This is a genomic window from Aquimarina sediminis, from assembly GCF_002895435.1.
Classification (GTDB): domain Bacteria; phylum Bacteroidota; class Bacteroidia; order Flavobacteriales; family Flavobacteriaceae; genus Aquimarina; species Aquimarina sediminis.
Genome location: NZ_POYJ01000015.1, coordinates 79,757 through 105,810, shown reverse-complemented (window position 1 = coordinate 105,810; position 26,054 = coordinate 79,757). Strand labels below are relative to the sequence as shown.

Annotated in this window: 27 protein-coding genes; 19 read left to right on the top strand and 8 right to left on the bottom strand. The window is 32.5% G+C overall.

The window, feature by feature from the left end; translation table 11 throughout:
- The first annotated feature begins 11 nt into the window (after positions 1 to 11).
- Both C1X07_RS22775 and C1X07_RS22770 read left to right on the top strand, forming a co-directional pair.
- Positions 12 to 2,411 carry a sodium-translocating pyrophosphatase gene (locus C1X07_RS22775; protein WP_103072359.1) on the top strand — a complete coding sequence of 800 codons (2,400 nt, stop codon included), beginning with the start codon at positions 12 to 14 and terminating at the stop codon, positions 2,409 to 2,411.
- A gap of 250 nt (positions 2,412 to 2,661) precedes the next feature.
- Positions 2,662 to 3,663: an App1 family protein gene (locus tag C1X07_RS22770; RefSeq protein ID WP_103072358.1), complete on the top strand. Its 1,002-nt coding sequence runs from the start codon at positions 2,662 to 2,664 to the stop codon at positions 3,661 to 3,663.
- On the opposite strand, the gene C1X07_RS22765 is transcribed toward C1X07_RS22770, so the two are convergent.
- On the bottom strand, positions 3,660 to 4,427 hold the full coding sequence (locus tag C1X07_RS22765) for an XRE family transcriptional regulator (protein ID WP_103072357.1): 768 nt from the start codon (positions 4,425 to 4,427) through the stop codon (positions 3,660 to 3,662). The genes C1X07_RS22770 and C1X07_RS22765 overlap by 4 nt on opposite strands.
- A gap of 170 nt (positions 4,428 to 4,597) precedes the next feature.
- Here C1X07_RS22765 and C1X07_RS22760 point away from each other — a divergent pair, with 170 nt between their 5' ends.
- The 4 genes from C1X07_RS22760 to C1X07_RS22745 all read left to right on the top strand — a co-directional run bounded on the left by C1X07_RS22760 (position 4,598) and on the right by C1X07_RS22745 (position 7,639).
- Entirely contained in the window at positions 4,598 to 4,969 is a 372-nt protein-coding gene (locus C1X07_RS22760) for an endonuclease domain-containing protein (protein WP_103072356.1), read from the top strand.
- A complete protein-coding gene (locus tag C1X07_RS22755) occupies positions 4,959 to 6,221 on the top strand; it encodes a putative DNA modification/repair radical SAM protein (RefSeq protein ID WP_103072355.1) in 1,263 nt (420 codons plus the stop codon). Before C1X07_RS22760 ends, C1X07_RS22755 begins: the two co-directional genes overlap by 11 nt.
- Positions 6,222 to 6,234: 13 nt before the next feature.
- Complete coding sequence (locus tag C1X07_RS22750; RefSeq protein WP_103072354.1) at positions 6,235 to 7,011, top strand: TIGR03915 family putative DNA repair protein; 777 nt, start codon at positions 6,235 to 6,237, stop codon at positions 7,009 to 7,011.
- Positions 7,012 to 7,231: 220 nt separating this feature from the next.
- Positions 7,232 to 7,639: a hypothetical protein gene (locus C1X07_RS22745; protein ID WP_128755377.1), complete on the top strand. Its 408-nt coding sequence runs from the start codon at positions 7,232 to 7,234 to the stop codon at positions 7,637 to 7,639.
- A 57-nt stretch (positions 7,640 to 7,696) separates the two neighbouring features.
- On the opposite strand, the gene C1X07_RS22740 is transcribed toward C1X07_RS22745, so the two are convergent.
- Positions 7,697 to 8,269 carry a nitroreductase family protein gene (locus C1X07_RS22740; protein WP_241507318.1) on the bottom strand — a complete coding sequence of 191 codons (573 nt, stop codon included), beginning with the start codon at positions 8,267 to 8,269 and terminating at the stop codon, positions 7,697 to 7,699.
- 156 nt (positions 8,270 to 8,425) lie between these two features.
- On the opposite strand from C1X07_RS22740, the gene C1X07_RS22735 reads away from it, so the two are divergent.
- Positions 8,426 to 8,860: a hypothetical protein gene (locus tag C1X07_RS22735; protein WP_103072351.1), complete on the top strand. Its 435-nt coding sequence runs from the start codon at positions 8,426 to 8,428 to the stop codon at positions 8,858 to 8,860.
- A 2-nt stretch (positions 8,861 to 8,862) separates the two neighbouring features.
- Here the strand turns inward: C1X07_RS22735 and C1X07_RS22730 are convergent, their stop codons facing one another.
- Together C1X07_RS22730 and C1X07_RS22725 are read right to left on the bottom strand one after the other, a co-directional pair.
- Positions 8,863 to 9,987: a pentapeptide repeat-containing protein gene (locus C1X07_RS22730; protein ID WP_103072350.1), complete on the bottom strand. Its 1,125-nt coding sequence runs from the start codon at positions 9,985 to 9,987 to the stop codon at positions 8,863 to 8,865.
- A 126-nt stretch (positions 9,988 to 10,113) separates the two neighbouring features.
- Positions 10,114 to 10,335, bottom strand: coding sequence for a hypothetical protein (locus C1X07_RS22725; protein WP_103072349.1), 222 nt, complete (start codon positions 10,333 to 10,335; stop codon positions 10,114 to 10,116).
- Between the two features lie 361 nt (positions 10,336 to 10,696).
- Between C1X07_RS22725 and C1X07_RS22720 the strand changes: the two genes are divergently transcribed.
- Positions 10,697 to 11,839: a formylglycine-generating enzyme family protein gene (locus C1X07_RS22720; RefSeq protein WP_103072348.1), complete on the top strand. Its 1,143-nt coding sequence runs from the start codon at positions 10,697 to 10,699 to the stop codon at positions 11,837 to 11,839.
- A 27-nt stretch (positions 11,840 to 11,866) separates the two neighbouring features.
- Here the strand turns inward: C1X07_RS22720 and C1X07_RS22715 are convergent, their stop codons facing one another.
- Positions 11,867 to 12,496: a hypothetical protein gene (locus C1X07_RS22715; protein ID WP_128755376.1), complete on the bottom strand. Its 630-nt coding sequence runs from the start codon at positions 12,494 to 12,496 to the stop codon at positions 11,867 to 11,869.
- Positions 12,475 to 12,954, bottom strand: a complete 480-nt coding sequence (locus tag C1X07_RS22710; RefSeq protein WP_103072346.1) for a hypothetical protein — start codon at positions 12,952 to 12,954, stop codon at positions 12,475 to 12,477. Before C1X07_RS22710 ends, C1X07_RS22715 begins: the two co-directional genes overlap by 22 nt.
- A 323-nt stretch (positions 12,955 to 13,277) precedes the next feature.
- On the opposite strand from C1X07_RS22710, the gene C1X07_RS22705 reads away from it, so the two are divergent.
- Positions 13,278 to 13,499 (top strand): hypothetical protein, encoded by a 222-nt coding sequence (locus tag C1X07_RS22705; RefSeq protein ID WP_103072345.1) that lies wholly within the window; start codon positions 13,278 to 13,280, stop codon positions 13,497 to 13,499.
- 324 nt (positions 13,500 to 13,823) lie between these two features.
- Here the strand turns inward: C1X07_RS22705 and C1X07_RS22700 are convergent, their stop codons facing one another.
- The gene (locus tag C1X07_RS22700; protein ID WP_103072344.1) at positions 13,824 to 14,441 is read right to left on the bottom strand and encodes a CAP domain-containing protein; all 618 of its coding nucleotides are present in this window, start codon (positions 14,439 to 14,441) and stop codon (positions 13,824 to 13,826) included.
- Positions 14,442 to 15,030: 589 nt separating this feature from the next.
- Entirely contained in the window at positions 15,031 to 15,612 is a 582-nt protein-coding gene (locus C1X07_RS22695; RefSeq protein WP_103072399.1) for a DUF4494 domain-containing protein, read from the bottom strand.
- A 741-nt stretch (positions 15,613 to 16,353) separates the two neighbouring features.
- Between C1X07_RS22695 and C1X07_RS22690 the strand changes: the two genes are divergently transcribed.
- From C1X07_RS22690 to C1X07_RS22645, 10 genes are all read left to right on the top strand, one after another.
- Positions 16,354 to 18,597, top strand: coding sequence for a hypothetical protein (locus C1X07_RS22690; RefSeq protein ID WP_206604270.1), 2,244 nt, complete (start codon positions 16,354 to 16,356; stop codon positions 18,595 to 18,597).
- Positions 18,598 to 18,805: 208 nt separating this feature from the next.
- The gene (locus C1X07_RS22685; RefSeq protein WP_103072342.1) at positions 18,806 to 19,384 is read left to right on the top strand and encodes an isochorismatase family protein; all 579 of its coding nucleotides are present in this window, start codon (positions 18,806 to 18,808) and stop codon (positions 19,382 to 19,384) included.
- Between the two features lie 172 nt (positions 19,385 to 19,556).
- Entirely contained in the window at positions 19,557 to 19,997 is a 441-nt protein-coding gene (locus tag C1X07_RS22680) for a hypothetical protein (RefSeq protein WP_103072341.1), read from the top strand.
- A 196-nt stretch (positions 19,998 to 20,193) separates the two neighbouring features.
- The gene (locus C1X07_RS22675; protein ID WP_103072340.1) at positions 20,194 to 20,706 is read left to right on the top strand and encodes a hypothetical protein; all 513 of its coding nucleotides are present in this window, start codon (positions 20,194 to 20,196) and stop codon (positions 20,704 to 20,706) included.
- Positions 20,707 to 20,804: 98 nt separating this feature from the next.
- Positions 20,805 to 21,104 carry a hypothetical protein gene (locus tag C1X07_RS22670; protein WP_103072398.1) on the top strand — a complete coding sequence of 100 codons (300 nt, stop codon included), beginning with the start codon at positions 20,805 to 20,807 and terminating at the stop codon, positions 21,102 to 21,104.
- A gap of 227 nt (positions 21,105 to 21,331) precedes the next feature.
- Entirely contained in the window at positions 21,332 to 22,144 is an 813-nt protein-coding gene (locus C1X07_RS22665) for a helix-turn-helix transcriptional regulator (protein WP_103072339.1), read from the top strand.
- Between the two features lie 75 nt (positions 22,145 to 22,219).
- Positions 22,220 to 22,714: a VOC family protein gene (locus C1X07_RS22660; RefSeq protein WP_103072338.1), complete on the top strand. Its 495-nt coding sequence runs from the start codon at positions 22,220 to 22,222 to the stop codon at positions 22,712 to 22,714.
- A gap of 424 nt (positions 22,715 to 23,138) precedes the next feature.
- Positions 23,139 to 24,269 carry a hypothetical protein gene (locus C1X07_RS22655; RefSeq protein ID WP_103072337.1) on the top strand — a complete coding sequence of 377 codons (1,131 nt, stop codon included), beginning with the start codon at positions 23,139 to 23,141 and terminating at the stop codon, positions 24,267 to 24,269.
- A 211-nt stretch (positions 24,270 to 24,480) separates the two neighbouring features.
- A complete protein-coding gene (locus C1X07_RS22650) occupies positions 24,481 to 25,266 on the top strand; it encodes a hypothetical protein (protein WP_103072336.1) in 786 nt (261 codons plus the stop codon).
- A gap of 85 nt (positions 25,267 to 25,351) precedes the next feature.
- The gene (locus tag C1X07_RS22645) at positions 25,352 to 26,041 is read left to right on the top strand and encodes a hypothetical protein (protein WP_241507317.1); all 690 of its coding nucleotides are present in this window, start codon (positions 25,352 to 25,354) and stop codon (positions 26,039 to 26,041) included.
- Positions 26,042 to 26,054: the final 13 nt, after the last annotated feature.

Here is a 26,054-nt window from a genome sequence, read left to right as displayed (position 1 = left end):
AAATCTATTTAATGGAATCATATATGATTTATATGCCAATTGTGTTGGCATTACTGGGGCTAGTTTATATGCTTATCAAAAAATCTTGGGTAATGAAACAAGATGCTGGTGATGGTAAAATGAAAGAAATTTCGGACCATATTTATGAAGGTGCCTTAGCTTTCCTAAATGCAGAATATAAACTACTCGCAATATTTGTAGTAATAGTAAGCGTTTTATTATTTATAGTTTCTATAGTTGTAGATACAACTCACTGGCTAATTGTAATTGCTTTTATTTTTGGAGCTGTTTTTTCTGCTTTTGCCGGGAATATCGGGATGAAAATCGCTACCAAAACAAATGTTCGAACAACCCAAGCAGCTCGTAACAGTTTACCAAATGCACTTAAAATTTCTTTTGGCGGAGGTACGGTTATGGGATTAGGTGTTGCAGGACTAGCTGTATTAGGACTGACAGCTTTCTTTATTATATTTTACCATGTTTTTATGGGTGGAGAATGGACTTCTGTTGGTAGCATGACTATAGTCTTAGAAACCTTAGCAGGGTTCTCTTTAGGAGCAGAATCTATTGCATTATTTGCTCGTGTTGGGGGAGGTATCTATACCAAAGCTGCCGATGTTGGAGCTGACCTTGTTGGTAAAGTAGAAGCAGGTATCCCCGAAGATGACCCACGTAATCCTGCTACAATTGCAGATAACGTTGGTGATAATGTTGGTGATGTTGCCGGTATGGGAGCTGATTTATTTGGATCATATGTAGCAACTGTTCTCGCCGCAATGGTATTAGGTAACTATGTGATCAAAGATATGGGAGGAGCTATTACTGATGCCTTTGGAGGTATTGGACCAATATTATTACCTATGGCAATTGCTGGTGCTGGTATCATTATCTCTGTCATTGGTACAATGCTTGTCAAAATCAAAAGTAATGATGCTAAAGAGGCTCAAGTAATGGGAGCCTTAAACGTAGGTAACTGGACATCTATTATATTAGTAGCGGTAGCTTGTTTTGCATTATGTAAGTGGATGCTTCCGGAGACTATGACCATGGAGTTCTTTGGAGAAGGCGCCGTACAGGTTTCTGCGATGAGAGTGTTTTATGCTACGCTTGTTGGTCTTGTAGTAGGAGCAGTAATCTCTTCTGTAACAGAATACTACACTGGATTAGGTAAATCACCAATTCTTAAAATTGTACAACAATCAAGTACAGGTGCAGGAACCAATATTATCGCTGGTCTAGCAACAGGAATGATTTCTACATTCCCTTCTGTAATATTATTTGCAGGAGCAATCTGGGCATCTTATGCTTTTGCAGGATTTTATGGGGTAGCCTTATCGGCCTCTGCAATGATGGCAACTACAGCGATGCAATTAGCAATTGATGCTTTTGGTCCAATATCGGATAATGCTGGTGGAATTGCAGAAATGAGTGAACAAGAACCAATCGTTAGAGAGCGTACAGATATATTGGATTCTGTTGGAAATACAACAGCCGCAACAGGAAAAGGATTCGCAATTGCTTCTGCTGCTTTAACATCTTTGGCTTTATTTGCCGCATATGTTACTTTCACGGGGATTGATGGAATTAATATTTTCAAAGCCCCAGTATTAGCAATGTTATTCGTTGGAGGCATGATACCAGTAGTATTCTCTGCTTTGGCAATGAATGCTGTTGGAAAAGCAGCTATGGAAATGGTACAAGAAGTACGACGTCAGTTTAGAGAAATTGCCGGTATTATGGAAGGTACAGGAAAACCAGAATATGACAAATGTGTTGCTATTTCAACTAAAGCATCGCTAAGAGAAATGATGTTACCTGGCTTATTAACTATTGGATTTCCTATCGTAATTGCTTTTATCCCAATGATTTTTGGAATGGACAACAAAGCCATTGCAGAAATGCTAGGAGGATATATGGCTGGTGTTACCGTAAGTGGTGTACTATGGGCTATTTTTCAAAACAATGCCGGAGGTGCATGGGATAATGCAAAAAAATCATTTGAAGCAGGTGTAGAAATCAATGGCGAAATGACCTATAAAGGTTCTGATGCTCATAAAGCTGCAGTAACAGGTGATACTGTTGGAGATCCATTTAAAGACACCTCAGGTCCTTCAATGAATATTTTAATTAAATTAACATGCCTTATCGGTCTTGTTATTGCCCCTATCTTAGGTGGGCATCACGAAGAAACAGCTGTTGCGTCTAATGCCATCGAAGTAGTTGAATCTATAAATCCTGCTTCTAAAAAAAACATCGAAATTAGTATGAAAATGGATAAAGAACTAGCATTAGCTACTATTACCATCGAAACTTTAGAGAACGGAAAAATTAAAAGTGAAACACAAGAATTAAAAGGAACAGAAGCTGAAGTAAAAGCCGAAATCGAAGCAATTAAAACCTCTCTAAACTAAAAATAAAAAATTATTTATAGACAACCTCGCTCTTTGAGCGAGGTTGTTTATTTTTATAATGTATGTAGCAAAATATCAAAGTTGTCTCCTTTTAAGCCTAATAATAAAGGCTATTTTAAAAAATAGCCAAAAATGTTATAAGTTAGTATCGTATTAATCCTTATTAAAATTAAAAAAACTAAACTAATACGACTAACAAATAAATTACACCAAAACAAGTATATGCAAATTGTAAAATTTTATATTTTCTATGTTTAAGAAAAAAGCTTTACGTATCAATACATATCTTGGTTATGGCACAAATTCTCTTTTTCGTGCTACTGGGAGAGCGCTTGAAGATGAAAATATCGATTTTAGTACCAATCAGCATATTTTTAAAACTTTACGAAACATATACAGGCAATTTGAAAGTGATGAAATCAGGAATACTCCTATAGAGTTAAGATTACCTGATAAAAAAATCATAGAAGCGGTTACAGATCATGAAGGATATTACCATCTCGAACTTGACCTCAACACTCTTTCTCAATATACCGATAACAAAGGTTGGATCACCTATTCTGTATCCTATAAAAAAGAAGAAACACATAAAAAAATAAGTTTAGACAATACTTTTAGTAGTCAAATGCTCATTCCTTCAGATCAAGCTGAATTTGGAATCATTAGCGATATAGATGATACAATCTTACATACAGGTGTCGCTTCTTTATTTAAATGGAGAGTTATTGCAAATACTTTTTTCAAAAATTTTGATAAAAGAACAGCTATAGAAGGTACAGTAAAGTTTTATAAAAAACTACATCTGGGCACAAAGGAGGCTCCTGTAAATCCGTTTTTTTATGTAAGTAATAGTCCTTGGAATTTATACGATTATCTTAGTGCATTCTTTAAAAAAAATAACTTCCCTAAAGGTCCAATTTTACTTAGAGACCTTAGAACTCCCTTTGACAAAACACCAAAACCAAAAGCACCTCATAAACAATCCGAAATTCTAAATCTTTTAAAAATGTATCCAAATCTAAAGTTTATTCTTATTGGAGATAGTGGAGAAAAAGATGCAGATATTTATACCAAAATCGCTGAAGAATACCCTGGTCGTATTTTGGCAATTTATTTAAGGAATGTAAAACATCGCCGAAAAGAAAAGCGAATCAAAAAAATCATAGACTCTTTTGACGCCTCCCCCATCTTGCTTGTTCACACCTCTGAAGAAGCCATAGAACATGCAAAAAAAACGGGTTTGATACGTTAACTTTTTAAATTTCGTACCTCAGAAGTTAAAACCATCATGGCTTCCTGCAATTGCTTCATGCTGGTCATATCAGAATTAGCGTCAATATTAAAAGTTAATTTGCTATTCACCTCCCACAATTCTACAATTTGATGCGTATTAATGGTATACGGTAAATATTCAGAATTTAAAGAAATTAATGTAATCACAGATACATCTTCATTTTTTCTTATCTTCTTTACCACAACACTATCATCCAAGACAATTACGCAAATGGTATTATTACTTACTTCAGATAGGTTATTTACAGCTTTTCCAATCACCCATTCTTTAGGTTCGAGCAAAGGCAGCATACTATCCCCTTCTACCTGAAAACCACGATATGTAGCATTTCTGTACTCTGGTAAAGGAATATCAAACGCAGGTAATTGTTGATACCAATCTAAATCCTGCACATTATGTGGATACCCAGCTGCAGCCTTTACATTTACCAATACAATATTCTCATTATTTTGAGAATCTATGGTAACTACTTTTGGCGATACATCACCAAGGTGCAATTGTATTTTTTTCTGGGCACTTTCTCCAAATAACCACAATGGATTAATACTAAACTCTTGTAGTAATCTGGCTACGACTTTTCCCGAAATCTTCGTTTTACCACGCTCGATATCAGCTGTAGAATTTTTAATCTGTAAAACCTTGGCAAAATCAGATTGGGTATAATGGTTCTCTTCGCGAATTTGTTTAAAACGCTTTATGGTTTGGTTGGTTGAACTATCCATAAAATCAAAATTTTAATATTATTATCATACGCAAGCACTATCATAAATTAGGATAATCAGTAACAAAGATACAAGATTTTGGAATATTTCCAATTTTAACATATTTTTATTTTAATATTTATGGAAATTTTCCATAAATTTGGAAAAATTACAACCAAAAGGATCTTATTATGTCTTCACAAACTATTCCATTGTATCAAAAAGTGTCTGAAAAGATTATCAGGCATTCATTAGACAACTCAATTACTGCTATTGATAAACTTCAGCAAAAACTTAAGGAAAAAGGGTTTTTCTTCATCAAAAATCAAGTAATAAAAAATTATAAATTCGATTTTTACAGCCCTCATTCAAAAGTCGCAATAGAAATTGATGGTTATGCTCACGAATTTTCAGATGTTTATAACTTGGATGCTCCCAAGAAATTATTTATTTCATCTTTAGGAATTACGGTTCTTAAATTCACGGATTACCAGATTCTTACCGATATCGAAGAAATAACGAGAACAATAAAAACGACTACAGAAAATATTTATGTCGTTTGAAAGAATACGTGAGAAACTATCAATTCTGGCCGATGCTGCAAAATATGATGTTTCATGTGCAAGTAGTGGTGGCAAAAGAGCTAATTCTCAAAAAGGTTTAGGAAACAATACAGGTTTTGGGATTTGCCATAGTTATACAGAAGATGGCAGATGTGTTTCATTATTAAAAATTCTACTCACTAACCACTGCATTTATGATTGTGCATATTGCATAACAAGAAAAAGTAATGATACTAAAAGAGCTGCATTTAAGATTCAGGAAGTAGTAGATCTAACTATTAATTTTTATAGAAGAAATTATATCGAAGGGCTTTTTTTAAGCTCAGGAATATTCAAAACCCCTGATTATACAATGGAACGCTTAGTTTCTGTTGCTAAAAAATTACGTTTAGAGGAAAATTTCAATGGATATATCCACCTCAAATCTATTCCTGGAGCAAGTGATGAACTAATGCGTGAAGCAGGATTATATGCGGATCGATTAAGTGTTAATATTGAAATACCAACCAAATCAGGACTAAGGCTTTTAGCTCCAGATAAAAAACATGACGATTTTATTAAACCTATGAAAAAGGTGAAAAATGAAATCATTCAATATAACGCTGAAAAAAAAATCATTAAAAGCACTCCAAGATATGCTCCTGCTGGACAAAGCACTCAAATGATTATTGGAGCTACTGGAGAAAGTGACAGAGACATTATGTACTCTGCCACTTATTATTATAAAGAGTTTAATATGCGTAGAGTGTACTACTCAGGATACATCCCGGTTTTAGAAGACATAAGACTACCCTCTTTAGAAACAGAAGTTCCTATCTTAAGAGAAAACCGGCTTTATCAAACAGATTGGTTATTACGTTTTTATGGATTTTCTATTCACGAAATACTTAATGACTCGCACCAAAATCTAGATCTGGATATAGATCCAAAATTAAGTTGGGCATTGCGCAATCAGGATTTGTTCCCAATTGATATTAATACAGCAAGCAAACAAATGTTAGCAAGAGTACCAGGTATTGGCATGCAATCTGTATCTAAAATACTTCAGGCCCGAAAATTCAGAAAACTTAACTGGACTCATCTTAAAGCAATTGGTATTGCCTTGAACAGAGCTCAATATTTTATTACATGCGATTCTAAAGATTTTATAAAAAAAGAACTCCAACCACATATCTTAAAAAATAAAATACTAAAAGAATCCCAAAGCAAGTATAACAAGTATTTTAACCAACAATTAAGCCTTTTTTCTTAAAAACCGGACGTGTATGAACCCTCAAACAATAGTAATATATGATGGCAGTTTTGATGGTTTTTTATGCTGTGTTTTTATGATATATGATCAAAAAATATCAGATCCCAATATTAGAAAAGAATCAGAAATCAACAATCAACTTTTTACTATAACCGAAAATGTTATTACTGAAAAAAGTAAAGCAAATAGAGTTTGGAAAGGTTTTAAATCAAAGACAACACCATATGAACAACGAGATTTTTTTAAAGTTTTTTTAAGTGAGATTAAAGGAGTAGAGAACACACTACTGAGTTATATGAAAAATGTATTTGCAAAAGAGCACAATATAGCAATTGATTATAGTAACAAAGACATTCTCAAAATTAGTCAGGTTGCCAAAATGGTAAGAAGAGAAAAACACAGAATGGAAGCATTTGTGCGTTTTCAACTAACTAGCGATCATATCTACACAGCAACAGTAGAGCCAGATTTTAATGTTTTACCTCTTCTCATTCCTCATTTTAAAGATCGCTATGCCGATCAACAATGGATTATTTATGATTTAAAAAGAGATTACGGTATTTATTATGACCTAAAAGTTGTAAAAACCATTATTATAGAGGATTTTCACAAAAATAAATCTAAAATTGCACCAGAATTCTTAGCACATGGAGAAAAAGAGTTTCAAAAACTATGGGTGACATATTACGATAATGTTAATATAAAATCTCGAAAAAACAATAAATTACATAAACAACATCTACCTCAACGATACTGGAAATATCTTACCGAAAAAAACAATATACCGTAAACCCAGCACAATCTGGTGTTTTTCTGCCTAAATCATCTATTTTATTCTCATTAAAGCACGATATATCTATTTATAGTTTAGTTAATTAAAACTAGTGTGTATTTTTTACCCGTTTTAAATTTCGAATACATAAAATAAAGTATTAGATTTGGCGTTAAGTAACCAAAATTAACTATATCTATTTATTATGAAAAAATTTTTTTTAGGAGCTTTAGCTCTAGTGTTTGTATCAGTAATCTCTTGTAAAGATGCTGCAGACAAAACAAAAGAAGCTGCAGAAACTGCAGAAGAAGTTGTTGAAGAAACTGCAGATAAAGCAAAAGAAGTTGTTGAAGAAGTAGCTGAAACAGTAGAAACTGCTGTAGAAGGTGTTCCTAACTTTAGTAATGAAAAAGTACAAGCATACGTTAACAAATATGAAGCTTACATCGCTGAGTATACAAAAATCGTAGAGAGCAAAGACATGACTGCATTTGCTGGACTTGCAACTAAAGGATCTGAATTAGGTAAAGAAGCTTCTGAGATTGCTGGTGAATTAACTGGTGAAGATGCTAAAAAATGGACTGATTACATGACTGCTAGCTCTGAGAAGATGGCAGCACTTGCTCAGAAAATGACTGCACAATAGTCTTTTTATTTTAAAATACAATAAGAAAACCATCCGCTATACGGATGGTTTTTTTTATTATAACCATTGCACCTTATCCTCTATGGGATCCCGTTTTGAAACTCTTTCTTCCACTTTATCGTAGTTACCCAGATAAAATATCCCCAAGCACCGCTCTCCCTCTTCAAAATCAAAAAAATCTCCCATGTACTCGATTAATTTGGGACTACTCCAGTAACAACCTATATCATTAGCAGTACAGGTTAGCCACATATTTTGTACCGCCATAGCAGTAGATGCTACCTCTTCCCACTCAGGTATACGTTCCTTGGGATCCCTTTGCATGCAAATAATTATGATTGCACTTGCGGATGTACATTTACCTTTAATCTTTTTATGTTTAAAAGGTGAGAAGTCCTCATTGACCGTAATGTCAGTATATGTATCTGATAAAAACACCCCTAATCGATCCTTTGCATCACCTTGTAATACCTTAAACCGCCATGGTTGAGTTAATCTATGTGTTGGGGCATGATTAGCATTTTCTAATAGTGTTTTTATAAATGCTTTAGAAACGGCTTTCTCATTGTATTGAACAGGAAAAACAGACCTTCTATTTCTAATCACTTCATTTATATCATCCATACTCATATAATCTTTTTTTTGTAAAGTTATTATTATTCTATAGACTAAAAGACACCTGTTCTATTAATCATCAATAATACTAATAATCAAATTCAAAAATACTACCCCCCTATATTATATAATTTATCTTTATCCAGAAAACCAGTAAACACATCAAAACTAATGAAGAATATAGTACTCAAAAATCTAGATACGCTAAAAAAAACTCCCAGTACATTAATTTTGACTTATGCTGTCATTTATTTTATTTGGGGATTAGGAATGAATTGGTTTGGAGCCGAAATGGAAATCGCCAGATTTACCCACTGGTGGCAAGTAATTACCTGTTATATCTTATATATGGTTCCTATTTCTATTCTATTGAAAGAATATAGTTTTTTTAATCAATATGCTTATGGCTTAGTAGCAATGGGAATATTAGAATTCTTTGGATACTGGTTGCAGACCTCTTATGCATACCCTGCGAATATCCTCGACAAATTCTTTAACCCTCAAAACTTCAGTTTAGGAATGGCTTTGTTCTTCGCCTTGTATTTTCCTGCTGGAAACTGGCTAGTTAAAAAAACTCATAATTCTATCTTTTCTAACAACAAATAGTGCTACTTTCTAGGAACAAGGATAAACTGTTGTTTTCCCTGTTTTTTAATCCTATACTGGCTTTCTATCTCTCCTGATCCCTTAAGATCTAGAGTATCTGACACATAGGCTATCCAATCTTGCCTATCCACAATGGCATTGTCTAATACTACATCTGTTAAATTTGCATTTTCCAGCTTTGCACCCCATAATATAGCTCCAGAAAGATCGGCTCCAGTAAAATCAACCCCAAACAAGTTTGTATTTGTAAAATCGACACTTAACAGTTCTGCTCTAGTTAAATCAGCATTATTTAGACGTGCTCTTTTTAAATTTGAATCAGATAAATTTATTCCACTCATTAATGTCTCTTTAAGCTCGCTTCTTTCGAGATTAGCAGCAGGCATTTGAGCTCCAGTTAAATCCGAATAATCCAACCTTGCATATTTAAGATTTATTCCTCTCCCAATATTAACATTTCTAAGGTTTGTATACTTAAATTCAGCAGAGTTCAAAATATCCTGCGATGATACCGACCCCAAATCACTTTTTAGGAGTGTAAACAACAACTGTCCACGCTCAGGGCTAATCGGTCTATCAATTAACACACCATTATCAATATATCTATATGGTTTCATAGACATGCAAAGACTTATAATTCTTGCTTCTAAGGTCTTACTTATATTACGGCTACCAGAACCCTTGTATTTCAGCTCTTCGTTCAAATCTGCCAAAACATCTCCCATCACAAACACCAAAGATGATCTCCTATCAGCTTCTACCAAATTATTCTGACTGGTGATTAATTCGTTTTGGTTTAGTAATAGTTTGGTCTGAAAAATCAATACCAACGAAGGAACTACGGCAAATAAAAATGCAAACAACCCAATTCTTGTAACTCGCCATATTACATTAGACGACACATCAGAAACAGTATCTACAGAAACAGTTTTATACTCTTTATACTCACTAATAGCACTTTTTATGCTATTCTTAAGTCGATTACCAAAAATAGGAGTTCCCGATTTTTTTAAGAGCCACCACTTAAACTTTCTTTTTTTCTGTTTTCCTTTGTTAATCTTATCCAGCTTATCCTGAAGAAGCTTATTCTCCGTTTTTAGCCTTTCTATGTAGTCTTGCTCGTTCACTGCGCTATAATTTGGGTATTAAAACGCATAAGATATAAAAGTTATTATTACTTTAAAAAAAAGAAAGCTTCCTTTGGCAATAAAAAAGCTCTCTTCAATCAAAATGAAAACAAAAAACAATAGGTTTTATTCTAAATATGTCGAAATATCATCGGCGATATCCTCTATTATCGATAACTCTTCCTGTTCATCAATATGGTGGATAGTTTTTATCAGAAGTTGTATATATGAAGACACATATTCTTTTTTCTTTGCATCACTCACATATTCTTTTCCTTCGACTACGATAAATGAGATCAAATTTCGAATAATCAACCTTACATCAGAAATATCTAAATCTTTTTTCATCGCAAATGTTTTAATAACTCCCTAATAATTAGATAATAAAAATATCATTCAGATTTTCAATCGATAGAAAAAACGCCAAATTAAAAGGGTAATCCTCGATAAAAAGCAAATTTTCTCGTTTTGAAGAATGCCTTGATAAAATTCATCATTAGCAAAACAAAAAATAGAAACAAAAAAAAACTCTCAAACAACAAATTGATGAAAACCAAATAGTTGTAACACCGAAGTAAGATCTTTTTTTTTCAATTTTTAAAAATCGAATTATCAGTCTGTTTAACTCATTAAAAATCTATATATAAAAAGGTTACATTTGAGTATCTGGTTCATCCAAATAGTTTAGAAAAAAAACACATACATCAAAATGCATAAAAACAGGTCTTTTACAAGGTATAGCAGAAAGCTGATATTACTATTTTTTCTTGTAACAATAGTTGGTTGTAAGCAACAGCAAGAATCAAAACCTATTCATAAGACTCTAGTAAGAGAGCATTACGTAATTATTAAAGATTTACCACAAGGAACACCTATCCCTGATGGTATGGTTTGGATTCCTGGGGGAGAGTTTACTCAAGGTGCTTTAAAAAATGACACCTTGATTATGGCACACGAGAAACCTGCGCATCAGGTCTCTGTCGATGGTTTTTTTATGGATATAACGGAAGTAACCAATGGGCAATTTAAAAAATTTGTAAATAAAACCGGCTATATAACCATTGCAGAACGAGAAGTGATTTGGGAAGAAATAAAAAAGCAACTACCTAATGACGCTCCTAAACCACATGATTCTATTTTACAGCCTGGCTCTCTAATTTTTAAAAAGACAAAAGAAAGTGTTCCTAATCTTTATGACTATTCGCAATGGTGGCAATGGAAAATAGGAGCAAACTGGAAACACCCTTTAGGTCCAGATAGTTCAATAGAGGGAAAAGATAATTATCCCGTAGTACATATTGCTTATGAAGACGCCATTGCATACTGCAATTGGGCAGGTCGCAGATTACCTACAGAAGCTGAATGGGAATATGCATCCAGAGGGAAAAACGAAAAAAATACTATTTTTTTCTGGGGGAATGATCAAACAATTCTAAATAAGTATGCCAACACATGGGAAGGAGAATTCCCAACTTACAATACATTGACAGATGGTTATGAAAATAAAGCTCCTGTTGGCTTCTATTCTCCCAATTCTTATCATCTCTATGATATGGCTGGCAATGTCTGGGAATGGACTACCGATTGGTATAACGTAAAGTATTATAAACAATTAAAACAACAAGGTGTTATTCATAATCCAAAAGGGGCAGCAAAACCATTTAACCCGAATAATCCTACGCTACAAGAAAAAGTAATCAAAGGAGGTTCTTTTTTATGCAGTGATACTTATTGCGCTAGCTATCGCAATAGTGCACGTATGGCAACCAGTATAGACTCCTCCTTAGAACATCTTGGTTTTAGAACTGTTGTAAGTATCGATATGATTAATATTTCAAAAGACCCCAAATAAACATCTACTACTTTACTTCTGATTAATTTAATATATTTTTTCTAAGATTAGCTCATCAATTTTATTAAATAAATTTTCAATTCTGTTGTATATTTTTTCAACATCCTTTTCATCAGAATCATGCATGTCTTTATTTAGATTTTTATGTATTTGTATAATGTAAATCTCTAACAGGTTCTTATAGGCATGAACTTCTTTAAATATTTCTCCTTTTTTTAAATGAACACCTCCCTTAAATAAGAGGTTTTCAATATTTCCTTTAAGTTGTGATAATCGTTCTATCGCATTGTCTTCTGATCTTCCTTTTGAAATAGCTCTTGATAGGTTCTTTGCACGATAACAGGTTTCAGCAACAATTTCAAAACTATCATACCGAACACTTTCAATTCTCTTTAAAACCTCCATCTTTCTTTCATGCTCCTCTTTTTGTGCTTCAAGTCTTAATTGAAACTCTTGTTTTGTCTTTTCTAGTTTTTTTTCAAAATCATTTTTTGATCTTTCAATCTCAAGATGGTGATCTCTCTCAATTTCTTTTATTTTTTTATCGTATTTATATTTCTGCCTTTGACCAAAAATAACAGTCAAAACAAATGTCACAATTGATGCGAGTACAGTGGAGGTAAGAATAATTTCAGTTATTGATTTTGGTTGTTCCATAAATTCCATATTTTGTAATACTCTTCTTGTTTATCAAAAATCTCATTATCACCCAATAGCCAAAATAAGAATTCGGTTCTTGTGCTCTCTTTCTTTTTATCAAAGAAAAAACTAACTCTGTCAAAATTAATATCAAGCAGAGGAATTGGTTCATGAATAACTTTTATTTCAGGGTATTTAAACTTAATTATGGTAAGTGACTGTAAAATTTGCGCAGGATAGCATCTAAAAGCAATACCTGTATGCAAAACAATCAATTCTGGAGAATACTCTATTATTTTACTTTCTAATTCTAAAACAAACTCATTTTGCACTACTATTGGCTCTTCGATATCATGTTTGCTTGCAAAGCAAAAAACTGTATAATATCCTTTTGTCAAAGCCTCTTTTTTTAACACAGAACATTTTTGATCTGTTATATCATCTAATACAGATTGTATATAAAGAATAGTTTTCACATCAATTTAAACTTGTTTTTTTATTTATCTCCCTAACAAGGAATATGCTACATAATTTAAAAAACGTTATTTTATAACAAATTCACGAAAATTGTACGCCTATTTTGAGAATTTATATTATAAAAGGGCTTTTTTTTAGTCCTTTCTAATTTACAAAAAACATAATTACATTCAAATGTGTTGTTTATTTAAACTTTATTAACTAAATTTCTTAAGATAGGTTAAGTTTATAAAAAAAAATTAAAAATTAGGTTAACTTTGCAGTGATTTACTAACTGATAGATTACACTTTTTTAAAACGATAATTTAGTAAACAAAATATTATGGACATTCTCGAAAGAGCATTAGAATTTGAGCAAAGAAAAATGTCTTTTACAACCAATAGTGAGCGTATTGTTGCGTCTAGAGAAGTAAAAGATATAATCTTAAGCGTTAACGAACTTTATAAAGAAAAAAAAGATCCTGAATTAATGGATCTGATGAAACGACTTACAGTTATAAAAAGAAAGATTGAAAAAAGATTAAAAGGAGCTCCGAATCAATAAAGTCTTAATCGACTTTTTCTGTTAAGACAACCTCCTAAAAATTGAATTAAGGAGTGTTGATTTATAGAATAAAAGAGCTTTTTTATACGGTATATATTATTTCATTATATTTAAATTGATAATGTAGTTTGTTAAAACTTTACGTTATTAAATATTAATCATTTACTATAAAGTTTAAAAACCACCTTCCTATATTTTTTAAGGAAGGTGGTTTTATTTACATCATTTTTCTAGTCCAATAGATGTAGTAAGTATGTCATTAATTATTTTCTGAAACAGAGTATCAGTAAAATTTGATTTTTCAGAAAACAAGAAATCCCATATTTATTGATCATGTGCATGACCAAACCAGGCAGTTGCAAATCCGCCGTACATACCAATCCCTATAGCATTCCAATCACTATTCCACCATGCACCATTTAAGATCACATCATTATGATGAGAACTTCCTTGCCATGATTGAAGAGCATAATCGGCAGTCATAATGTATCCATCATAAATTGGATTCGAACTTCCAGCGGCTATTTCAAAACCATATCCCGTATATGAGGTCATTTCTCTAGGTTTATTCCACATACAACTTGCTTGGGCGTGATCCCATGTATAACAGCAAGCAGACCAATTCCCATTATTTGACCAGCTGTGCGCATTACAATCCTCACTAATATCTGGTTTGTTTTCTACTAGATCTCTAGCATGTGATTGGGCTACAAAAGACAAAGAGTTTGATAAAGGAATACTTTTTAGACCATTTTCTCGTCGATACTCCATGATTAGTTCATAGAGTTTTAATTCCTCAGATGAATAAGTAACACTGTTCTTTTCAAGAAGTTCGGTGTTTTCATCTTTAATTACGTTGGGATCATAATCATTGTCATTGCGGGAACAAGAAACAACGATAGTCACCAACAAGATTACTGCTAATAAATTCAGTTTTTTCATTTTGTTGAGTTTAATTTGGACAATTAACAATATTTAGGGAGGTTTGTCCTTTAGACCTCCTTTTTTACATATATTTTGGTATTTTACTTCGATTAATATTTTGTTGTTTTTTTATTATTTGCATCTATTAACGTATATATTTATGAAGTAGTATTTTTCCTTCATATTTTCTTTATTAACAAATATTATTGAAGCACTCAAAAAAATAATTTTTACAGGATACTACGACCAAATTCTCAAGAACAATTTATTTTTAAAATGTCTAAAGTGTTTTTTAAAAAAGCTCTGGAAAATTCTATTAACAAAAAATCTATACTATAGATTTATGCATCATGTAAGAGAAGAAATAACACATTAAACTAGAAGTCTCTTTTAACTCTAGTTTTATTATTTGAATGCACCTAACTTTAGAATATAAAAATGCTACGAAACGAAATCATAGTATCGACTAATTCTAAGAAAAAGGTGTTTCTAAATTTATTGATAATCCCCTCTAAACAACAAGAAAAGAGGGGATTTTTTTGAAAGTTATATTCTTTTACCAATACCAAATGTATTGTCAAAAATATTAGTAATTCATTAGAGTACTTTATTCTTCTTCAAAATACTCTTTTCTATCAGCTATATTTGCTTCTACTGGCGTTTCTAACTCTTCTCGAACTTCTGGAGTTTCTGGTTCTTCTTCTCTGGATACATTAGCATCTCTTGTAGATTTAAACTTTTCTAACTGCTCTTCTTCTCCTGTAAAATAAGGAAAAACATCCATGATAGGAGATTCAGAAATAGCCGGAATTGTATAATCACTGGTAGAACCTTTCATCATACTATTTGTATTATCATAAGCCTCTTTTACATCGTTTGCTTGTACTAACAGATACATACTGGTTTTTCTTTCTTTACCACTTTCTTCGTCATAAGCAATCAGAGAAACCTTTGATTTAAACCAACGGTCAGAATTCTCAAACGGATGTATCTCTGCAAAATTTGCCAGTTTTATATTTGTGATTTTAAACTCTTCACTAATATATGCAGACATTTCTTCATTAATTCTGGTTTCGGCTTCTGTATAAGATAATGCATCTACCAAATAAGGTTCTGTGGTAACCTTTTGCACTCCAGAATCATTTAATTTTCTATACTTTACTTTACACTCATACCAAGTTGTACTCATATCTCTTTTTTTAGGATGCCAAATATATATTTTTAAAAAAGCTCTCACTACTGATACATATAATAGATATTCACAATTTTAGAATCTCCTCAAATTAAACTTATACATTACAAAAGAAGATTATACCATCCCCAAAACAACAACTCATTCTAAAAATTTTATAAAAATTTTACATCTACGAAAAATTATTGCGCAATAAGATATCACCTTTGAATCAATAAATAACAAGACAACGTTCTTTAACATAAAAATCAGGTCAAATAAGAGTTACTTCACTCATCCAAGAAAAGACTTTTATAATTACCCGATTTTAATAAAATTGAGGCAGTAGCTCAGATGGATAGAGCAGGTTAGTTTATAAATTACCATATAAACTAGAATACCTAAGGTGAAAAAATATTCTTTCTGGTCAATTTAAACATACTTCAACAGGTAAAAGTCCCGCATAAGGGGCTTTTGGTTCGAGTCCAAAATTGTTTAAAGATTACCAATTAGGTCAATATAAACTTACTCCAGCGCTTTTAACGCCCAGGTCGTGGGTTCGAATCCCACCTGCCTCACAAAATAGGGAGTAACATCATACTTCATAACGGTATTAAACAGTAGTTTTAAAAATCGGGAGAAGGTGTTACATTACTATACAAAATAAGGTCAATTGCTTCTTACTTCCTGGCGTAAGCCATTCGATTTGGGTTTGAACACAGAAGCAGGATTATCTTACTTTAATTTAATAATACTATGATGAAAAAAGATGTACTAAAAATAAGCTTAAGACAAAATGCCGTTTATCTTTCTAAAGATACGATCACAGGCAATCATAAAACACTGAATCAAACGACTTCTGTTTTGGTAGCAAACGCCGCTAAGCTAGGTTTTACATTTTCTGAAGAGCTATTACATGCGCTAAACAATACAAATCCAAAATCAAAACTGGAACTTCTCGAAGTCCTGAAAGAAATAACAGGAGTACAAAAAAATTGGACACCACTCGTAAAAGAATGGAATATCCCTACGAATGAAACAGCTCTGGATCATATCATCACGTTTTTTGGTACTGTTTTTCAAACTAACAAAGGAACCAGATTAGCCTGTGGTCATATCATACCAGAAGGTACATTTCCTTTAGAAAGGTACAACGGTTGTCCTTTTTGTGGAACTCCTTTTGAGTTTGGTAACATCGAAAATTATAACCAGAGAAGCAAATTAAAAACCCTAAACCTATGGACCGAAAAGGATCTAAATCAATTTTATATTGACCTCTTAGCTTCAAAAACAGCATTAGATGCTACACAAGTGGATAGTTTAAAAATACTTTTAGATCAATTCCCTATTCCTCAAGATATAGAAATCGGTATAAAAGAGACGCTAATGCTTGTTATAGACACTTTAGCAAATACTGACAGAAACCAAGAGGCACAAGTGTTATTTAAGAATCCGAATGATATATTAAGATATTTATGGTATAAACACACTGGTTTTCTACAGGTGATAGAACCAAAAACCATCATTAACAGAGCAGCCAAAAATTCGACTCGCGCATTTAGTATGGTTGATCAAAGTGGAAAAGCAAAACTACAAGCTAAAGCAGATTTGAAGCTAAAGTATTCAAGAAAAGAATGTAAACAAGTAGCTACATGGCTAAATGGATTGGCATTGATACCAGAAAAGTCTTGCGAAATTATGCATCCCAAACGTGGTATATGGATACGTTTTATCAGAGCGCTACGATTAGCAGAATATGCCAAGAAAAAAGGGTTTGAAAAACTCGCTCAGCTTTTAGATGTTTTTTATAACCAGACCTATACCGTATGGCAAGGACAAATCAATCATTATCGATTAAAAAGTGATGCTGAGAACACTTTTAAACTCTTAAAGCAAAGACCAGGCTTGTTTGCCAGATCACTATTTTCAAACATGTTATGGTTTGGGGAAGATGTGACATTAAAACACTTCTCTGAAATTATAGATAATATCCCTGCCAGATTGCTTTTTACATTAAATATGTATGCGCAAATATATTTTGATAAGACCTCATCAAGAAATGTAAAACCTCTGGGAGGGACAAACAAACGTATTTCTGCTAACAAGTTCTTACAGTTGTACGAAGATGACCACCTAAAAGCGATGCAATCAAAAATTGAAGATTTATGCATTGAGGTAATGAAAAGAAGATTTTCATCGATTGAAAATAAGAACCAGACTATTTATATAGATGAAGGCTTGTATAATATACCTCTATCTATTGGAGACAGAAGCGATACTGTACAGGATTTACCATCTGCATTAATGGGAACCAAATTTCCTGTAGAAGGAAACATTGTTAGGTTATTCATGCAATGGGGAGAAGGGCTAAATGCCCAACATCTGGATATGGACCTAAGCTGTAGCGTTGCTTACGAAAACAGATCTTCTTTTTGCTCATACTCTCAGTTGGTTATCCCTGGATGTAAACATAGTGGAGATATTCAACAAATTCCTGATAAAGTAGGTACTGCAGAATATATTGACATAAACCTTGATGAATTAGCCTCTAAAAAGGCTAAATATGTAAGTTTTACCTGTAATGCCTATACCAATGGTAATTTATCTCCTAATCTTGTTGTAGGGTGGATGGATAGTAAGTATCCTATGAAAATCTCGGCTAAAACCGGAGTAGCATACGATCCTTCTTGTGTACAACATCAAGTTAGAATTACTCAAACCATGTCAAAAGGACTAGTATTTGGGGTTCTTGATATTGAAAACCGAGAAATTGTATGGCTAGAAATGAGTTTTGGTGGTCAGGTAGTTCAAAATTTAGATACCAAGGGAGTAGAAGCTTTATTAGCAAAATTAGATAGTAAACTTACTATCGGTAATATTCTTAAACTTAAGGCAGAAGCGCAAGGCTTAACCATAGTTTCTGATATAAATAAAGCGGATGAGCCTTATGATATAAAATGGGCGATGAATACTGCTGCCGTAACTCAACTTTTATTGGATTAGATCATAATTAAGGGCTAAAAAGAGAGCTCAGAACTCACTTCTTAGTCCTTTCTTTATACAAACATTATGCTTTGATATGACTACGATCGATCGTATAAATTTACAGTTCTATTCCATACTAAAATTCATTAATTTAGCTACTTATATAGAAATATGGTTGCTATGGTAACTATATACAATTCTGTAAAACATTTAAAAACAAGAATCTATGAAAGCACTATTGGTAATTGATATGCAAAAATCTGTTTTTACCACACCAAGATATGATAAAGATGGTGTAATAAATAGAATCAATAACTTAGCTTCCATTGTCAGAGATGAAAATGGCTTGGTGATTTTCATACAACATAATGGAAGTGTTGAAGAAGATATGAATCAAGGTTCCAAAGGTTGGGAAATAATTGACGAACTAAATGTAGTTGATAATGATATTAAAATTACAAAAACGGCTTGCGATTCTTTTTTTAAAACGGACTTAGAATCAATTCTAAAAGAATACAAGGTGAAAGATGTAATCATCACAGGTGCTGTAACAGAACTTTGTGTTGACACAACCTTTCGCTCTTGTTTAAGTAAAGAACTTAATGTTACAATGATATCTGACGGACACACAACAGGAGATCGCGAACATCTAAAGGCAAATTTGATAATCCAGCATCACAATTGGACTTGGAAAAATATAATTATTCCAAATACCAATATTGAGGTCGTAAAAACAAATGAGCTTATAACACAGTTAAAAGCATTGCATAAAAGTAATGATGAAAGACATATTCAAATTAAATAAATTGAAGCAACGTTTTAGCTAATGGCTACAAAATGCTAAACACAGAGTTTGGAAAGTATATTATAGAAACCAAAGAAAGAAACAACAAGCAACAAGATTAGAAACTAATTTAGTGTAAACACCTAATCTTTAACTTGTGTAAACTATGTATCTTAACGAACATGCCTAAAAAATGAAACTATCAAAACATAACATCAAAACTTTTTTACTATCCGCTAATCAAAAGATTGAGGAAAATGCAGACTTCATTTCTGATAAATTGTATAAAGGTGATGAAATGGATTTTATAACATATCCACCAAATTGCGGTTTTACCGAAGAAGAAAATCGCTCACTGGAAAAATTGAAAAATGACCCTAATTTAAAAAGTGCTTTGAGGAAAATTTTGGCTGATAACTCTGCCGGTGTTCTGTTTGATTTATTTAATATAATTGACGGAACTTCAGAACCAGATGAAAGTTTTGGAAAATGGACTGAAATTTGTTTCGTTGACAAAACAGATGAGCTAGCTGAAGATCTCGATTTTTTTCATGACGAACTATATGACAAGTATTGGGATTGGAGAAAAATAAGACCTAAAAAAGGCTGGAAATTAGACAACTACGACGGATAAAAAAAATAAGTACAACATTATAAAAATTAAAACAATTTAGTACTGCTTTAAAGGTAATTTGCTTTTTGCTGTGTGGCATCAAAATTTTATAGGTTAAAAAAGAAACAAAAACCATCAATAATCAAGTAAAAACCCATAAGTTATAATCGATATTTTTCGTACAAACAACCACTAATTACAATCAACAAAAAATAAAATGAAAAGCATCCTGTTTTCAATATTGATACTCTCTATTTGCAGTTTTTCTCAAGAGACTTCACAAACAAAATTCGAAAAACAAGGAGTTTCTCTAACCTACTCAAAAGGATGGAAGATAACTTATGAAGAAAATCTAGAAGACCAAGGTTATTATTTATCAATAGAAAAAGATGGACTAAATTCTAGCGGTATTATTACCTTATCTTGGATAAATAGAGAATTAGACTTAAACAATTGGATAACTATTTATAAAAATGAATTAAGAAACGACATTAACTTCAGTAATTCTAATTTACGTTTTGCAAAAGAGAGTCGAGATAAATTCAACACTATAAACACTATGTCGGTAAAATTTACAGCAAGTATACATGGTCTAAAACACGAGGGTATTATTCATTTTTTTTATGAGAACAACAAAGCTTTTGCCATCATAAAACACGAGGCAATCGAAGATAAAACCAAGAACAAAGATGGATTCGAGTTAATTGAACGAAGTTTTACAATCAAGTAAAAGTAACTAACAATTTATATAATGCACATGCTTCCTTGGAGAAACAAGAAATGATATTATCCGAAATTCATAAAAAGAAAATTAAATCATCGACTCGAATGGCATTCGCTAGTTCCGGAATTTTGCTTTTTGCCATAGGAATTAACTTTTTACGAGAACTTCTTTTAGGAATTAATGAAGGTTACGCACCTCATAATTTTGGATTTAATTTTATGTTTTTTCTTCCCGCTATGATAACTGCTTTTATTCTTGCCTTAGCAGTAGTTGGACGAACAGTAAAATACTGGAAAACATGGACAGATTTGAAGAAAAAATGGACTTTAATTGGATTATCGCTACCAGCACTAGGTTTTTGGACATTCATAGTTGTTCGAATGATCGTAATAATACCCGAATAAATAAAAATAATTCACTTGAATTATTTTTTTCAAAAAAAACAAATAACAATTTGCCAACCCTAAATATAGCAAATAGGTCGATTTATGTTAGCTCTAGAGGTTTGTAATAGTTTGCGATCTCTCCATTTTTTTGATTTGACTTGTGGTCAAACCAAAAACAATTGCTTATTTTCTACCCTGCTTACTATATGTTAACGTTCTACATTACTTAAGAAAACAAACTGCAAATGAATTATCAAACGTTTCAACCACATCCAGATTTAAGTGCTATAGTTAAGTTTTATTGGACTTTAGAAGTTCCTTTTGACCCCTCTAATCAAAAACAAAAAATTATTCCTGATGGGTGTATTGAGATGACTTTTAATCTCGAAGATAAAATTAAACGGTATATCTCTGAAAATGATTTTGTAATACACCCAAATTCTATGGTAATGGGGCAAAGAACAAAGTCTTATTATATAGAACCTATAGGAAATGTTAAGTCATTCGCCATTTGTTTTTACCCATTTGGATTCGCCAACTTCATAAACACTCCACTTGAGCAATTGGTGGATACTGAAACACCAATCGAAAATCTATTTGGCGAGATTCCTGCAAAAGAGTTAGAACAAAAAATCACTCAAGCAACCAGTACTCAAAAACGTATTGAAATTATTGAAACATTTCTTTTAAACAAACTCAATCAGAGTACAACTATCGAAAACTTAGTAAAAACAACCGTAGACGCCCTACTTGCTACGAATGGAAGTACCTCGATAAATCAAATTTTAAAAGATAATTTATCGCAAAGAAGGCAGCTGGAAAGAAATTTCAGAAAGCAGATTGGCATTAGCCCTAAGCAGTTAGGTAAGGTATTGCGCTTGCAAAGCGCTTTAAAAATGTTACTTAGTGGTGATAAAAACCTAACCAACATTGCTTACGAAAGTGAATACTTCGACCAGGCACACTTTATTAAAGATTTTAAAGAATTTATCGGAACTACTCCAAAAGAGTTTTTAGGAAATGAAAATATGGCTCTTTCTACCCTTTTCTACAAATAGCATTCAAGTGTCGCATTTTTACAATTTCAATTCTCCTATCAAATATAATTTTGTAGTGCAACCTAATTAAAGTACATGAAAAAAATAATCCTAAGTATCGCCATTCTGTTTGTTTTTGTTTTTATGGCTTGTAACAGCCAGAACAAACCTAACTCAGAAATAGAAAAACAAGATTTACCAATAGAAAAAAATATAAATGATATGAATAGTTTTATTTCTCTTTTTGAAATTCCGGCAACAGACATTTCACGAGCCATTAACTTTTATCAAGCAATTTTGGATATTAACATTGAAAAAATGGAAGTACCAGGAATGGAAATGGGAATTTTCCCTTATGAAGAACAAGTGGTTACAGGAGTTATAATGAAGGTAGAAGGACAAAAACCTTCTGCTGATGGGGTAACCATATATCTAAATGGCGGAGATAATCTTCAAACCATACTTGATAAGGTTGAAAAAAATGGAGGAAAAATTATTGTTCCCAAAACTCCCCATGCAGATGAAAATGGTTTTTTTGCCCTGTTTATCGATACTGAAGGAAATAAACTAGGTCTAAATTCTCCAAACTAAAAAAGAAGAAAAAGCAAGCATACAACAAAGTAAAAACAATAACGCTTCGGGTACAAACCCGAAGCGTTTTATGTTTAATTTAGTATCTTATTATCCGAAAAGCAAATGTATTTATCCTCTACCATCTATACACAAAGATATTAGTCACAAGTCGAAAAAGTCAGCTTATTACATAATATAACGTGTTAGTGGTTTGGCGATTAAGCCAATGGTCATTGTACTTTTTACATCTTAATTAAAATTGACTATCATTTTAATGATACTTAGAGTGAGCAGAACCCCTTCATAATTAACACAATACTTACTCATTTCAAAAATAATTGTTAATTTACATCTCCCCTACAGCTAGATAAACCGTATAACCATTATATGCCAATATACGGTTTACGAGGGGTTGCAGGCGATATTTAAACCTAACACACAAATGAAAATCAGTCATAAACTAAGATTACTAATGATCTCCATCCTAATCTGCTCCTGTAGTAGTGATGATGATAGTGAAAATCATGTAGGGGAGGTCACTTTAGAAATTAATGCATCAGAACTCAATTCCCTATCAGATACAGATTTGGTCGCTCTACGAGGATCATTGTTTAACGAAAACGGAAAATCTATTGATTATAATAAAATCGAGTGGTTCTCTAATATAGATGGTAATCTCGAAAACAGTTTTTTTCAAGGAAAATACTTCTTTTCTGCAAATCAGCATACGCTAAGCTGCGAAGTTACACTTAGTAATAATGAGGTGATAACACAGTCTGTTCAAATTAGTGTAACTGATGATCCAAGAGGAAAATGGAATCTTGGAAAAACATATAATGGATCTGGAAGTGATTTTTACACCCCGGATGATCTAGTGCTTGAAACCCCAAATTTCTTTATATTTTCTAATACAACAGACCCAGCCAGAAGGCTTTATATTTCTGAGTATGCAGAATCATCTCTTTCAGAACTAAAAAGTCTGTTTAATAGTAGTTCTTTTAATTTTAATGGAAAGGTACACATTGGTCATCACAAAGATGATGGTCGAGGTTTTGTAGGTACTCATCCTCATTTTAGTATGTTTGTGGGTATGCCCGAAAATGGATTTGTGCCCTTATCAAACGATGAATGGAATTTTAACCGAGAAGGTATTAAACACGAATTAATGCACCTGGTAGAACTCTCCTATTTAGTGTCTTCGCCAACAGAGTTTACTTCTCACAGATGGTTTTGGGAAGGTATTGCCGTTCTGGTTTCAAATGGTACCAGGTACACTACCCTAGATGAGCTTGTTGATTGGCAAAATACCAATGGAGGTAATCCCATATCGATTCAGGAGCAGCCAACCGGAACCAGTTCTTCTGATGGAGACTATTATCCGTTGTTTGGTCTTTCTGTAGCTTATCTGGTTGACGCAAACGGATTGAATACATCCTATCAGGACATTATTGAAATGTACCTGGCAATTCAACAAGGGGCTACATTCGAATCAGCTTTCAATGCACAATTTGGATTAACGGTAAATGCATATGAATCAAATTATTTTAGCATTATGCAAAATTACTTGAAATAACACCCTCTAAGATTGCTATATAATTGCGGCTAGACTCAACAAAAGTATGAATGTCAAAAATTTAATGAAGTAACTCTTCCCTTATTAGCACGACACATTGTTTACAATAATGAAAAAATTGGTAACCCATACACCAAAAAACCGAAAAGCAAGGTAACATTTTGCCTTGCCATGACACATATAGTAAACGTTACCCGTAAGCATAAAACAAATGAATGAAATAGAAAATAAAACTGAAAAAATTAAGCTTTACTCTTCAAAAGCTATTGGTGGAGCCACATTTTTAGGCGGTCCATTAGCAGCCGGTTATATGATAGGCGAAAATTTCAAAGCCTTAGATAAACCGAATGAAGGAAAAAATGCTCTAATCATTGGGATACTATCAACGATTATACTTTTTACAGGAATGTTTATGATTCCAGAAAATATAATTGATAAAATCCCGCGACAATTAATTCCTATAACGTATACAGGTATTATTTGGGGGATTGTCGAATGGAAACAAGGAGATATCTTAAAGTTACATAAAGAGAATGGAAATTCTTTTTTCTCAGGTTGGAGAGCAGCAGGTATTGGATTTATTTCTTTACTAATCCTCCTCATAGGAATATTTGGATATGTATTCTTAGGAACAGACAATGAAATTTATGACAAATATGATACAGAACTGAGTGTATTCTCTAAGAACGAAGAAGAGACTTTGGTATTCTATGACCATATAAATACAGAATCAGATGATTCCTTAATTAAAGAATTAGAAACTAATACTATCCCCAAATGGAAAGAAAACATTGAGATTATCAATAAAACCAACAATTTTGAAAATTTACCTTCTGAGTTGTTACAACAAAACAAAATTCTTCTAAAGTATGCAGAATTAAGGCTAGAATCTTTTGAATTATTTAAGAAAGCAATTGAAGAAGATACCGACAAATACACTCAGCAATTAAACAGAATCCATAAAGAAATTGACGAACAACTCGCGAAACTGAATTAAAAGAACCAGCAGGTGGCACCCTATAACAAACTTAAAACTGCTACCCTTATTACACCAGATCGTTAACAACAACTCTACGAATAATTTGAAACACAGATTTTACGCAAAACCAAAAAGAAAACAAAATCAAATTCAATTTTTGATTGGGTGTATTTCATTAGTAGCAATCCTAACCTCTTTATTTATCTCTTTTAGAACAGGGTTTTATCTATTGGTGATTTTAACCTTCCCGATAACACTATCTATCATTGCCCCTTTCTTTGATACACCTTCCTTAAAAAAGAGCGGTGGTTTGCGATATCACTCATCACTTTTCCTGTCTGAAAAGCCAAAAAGTGGAATGATCAAAATACACGGAGGATCCTTGTTTGATTATGTTTTTGTAATTGACCAAAAGATGAATGGAAAACAAAGAGTGAATTTTATAATTCAGCAATATCTAGAAGGGCTTTTGAACCTTATTGAAGAAAACGAAAATAATAAGACTGAAAACATCAAAATTCGTGGAACAAGTTACATCATCAACGATAGAACTGCACAACGCATTGGCTTTACCGTTATTAAAACCGACTATATTCAAAAGGTGATTTTACTATATAATTATTTCAATGTCTTGCTAACCTATTCAATTGCAAAAGGGAAGCTATTATTCCCAAAACTGAGCCAAACAAAAACATTCGAAGCCGAACTACATGAACTTGTCGCACGAAAAGATTTCATAAGAAACTTGAATGAAAAATTAAAAAATACGATAACCAACAAGATTAGAAATTAATGGAGTATAAAAT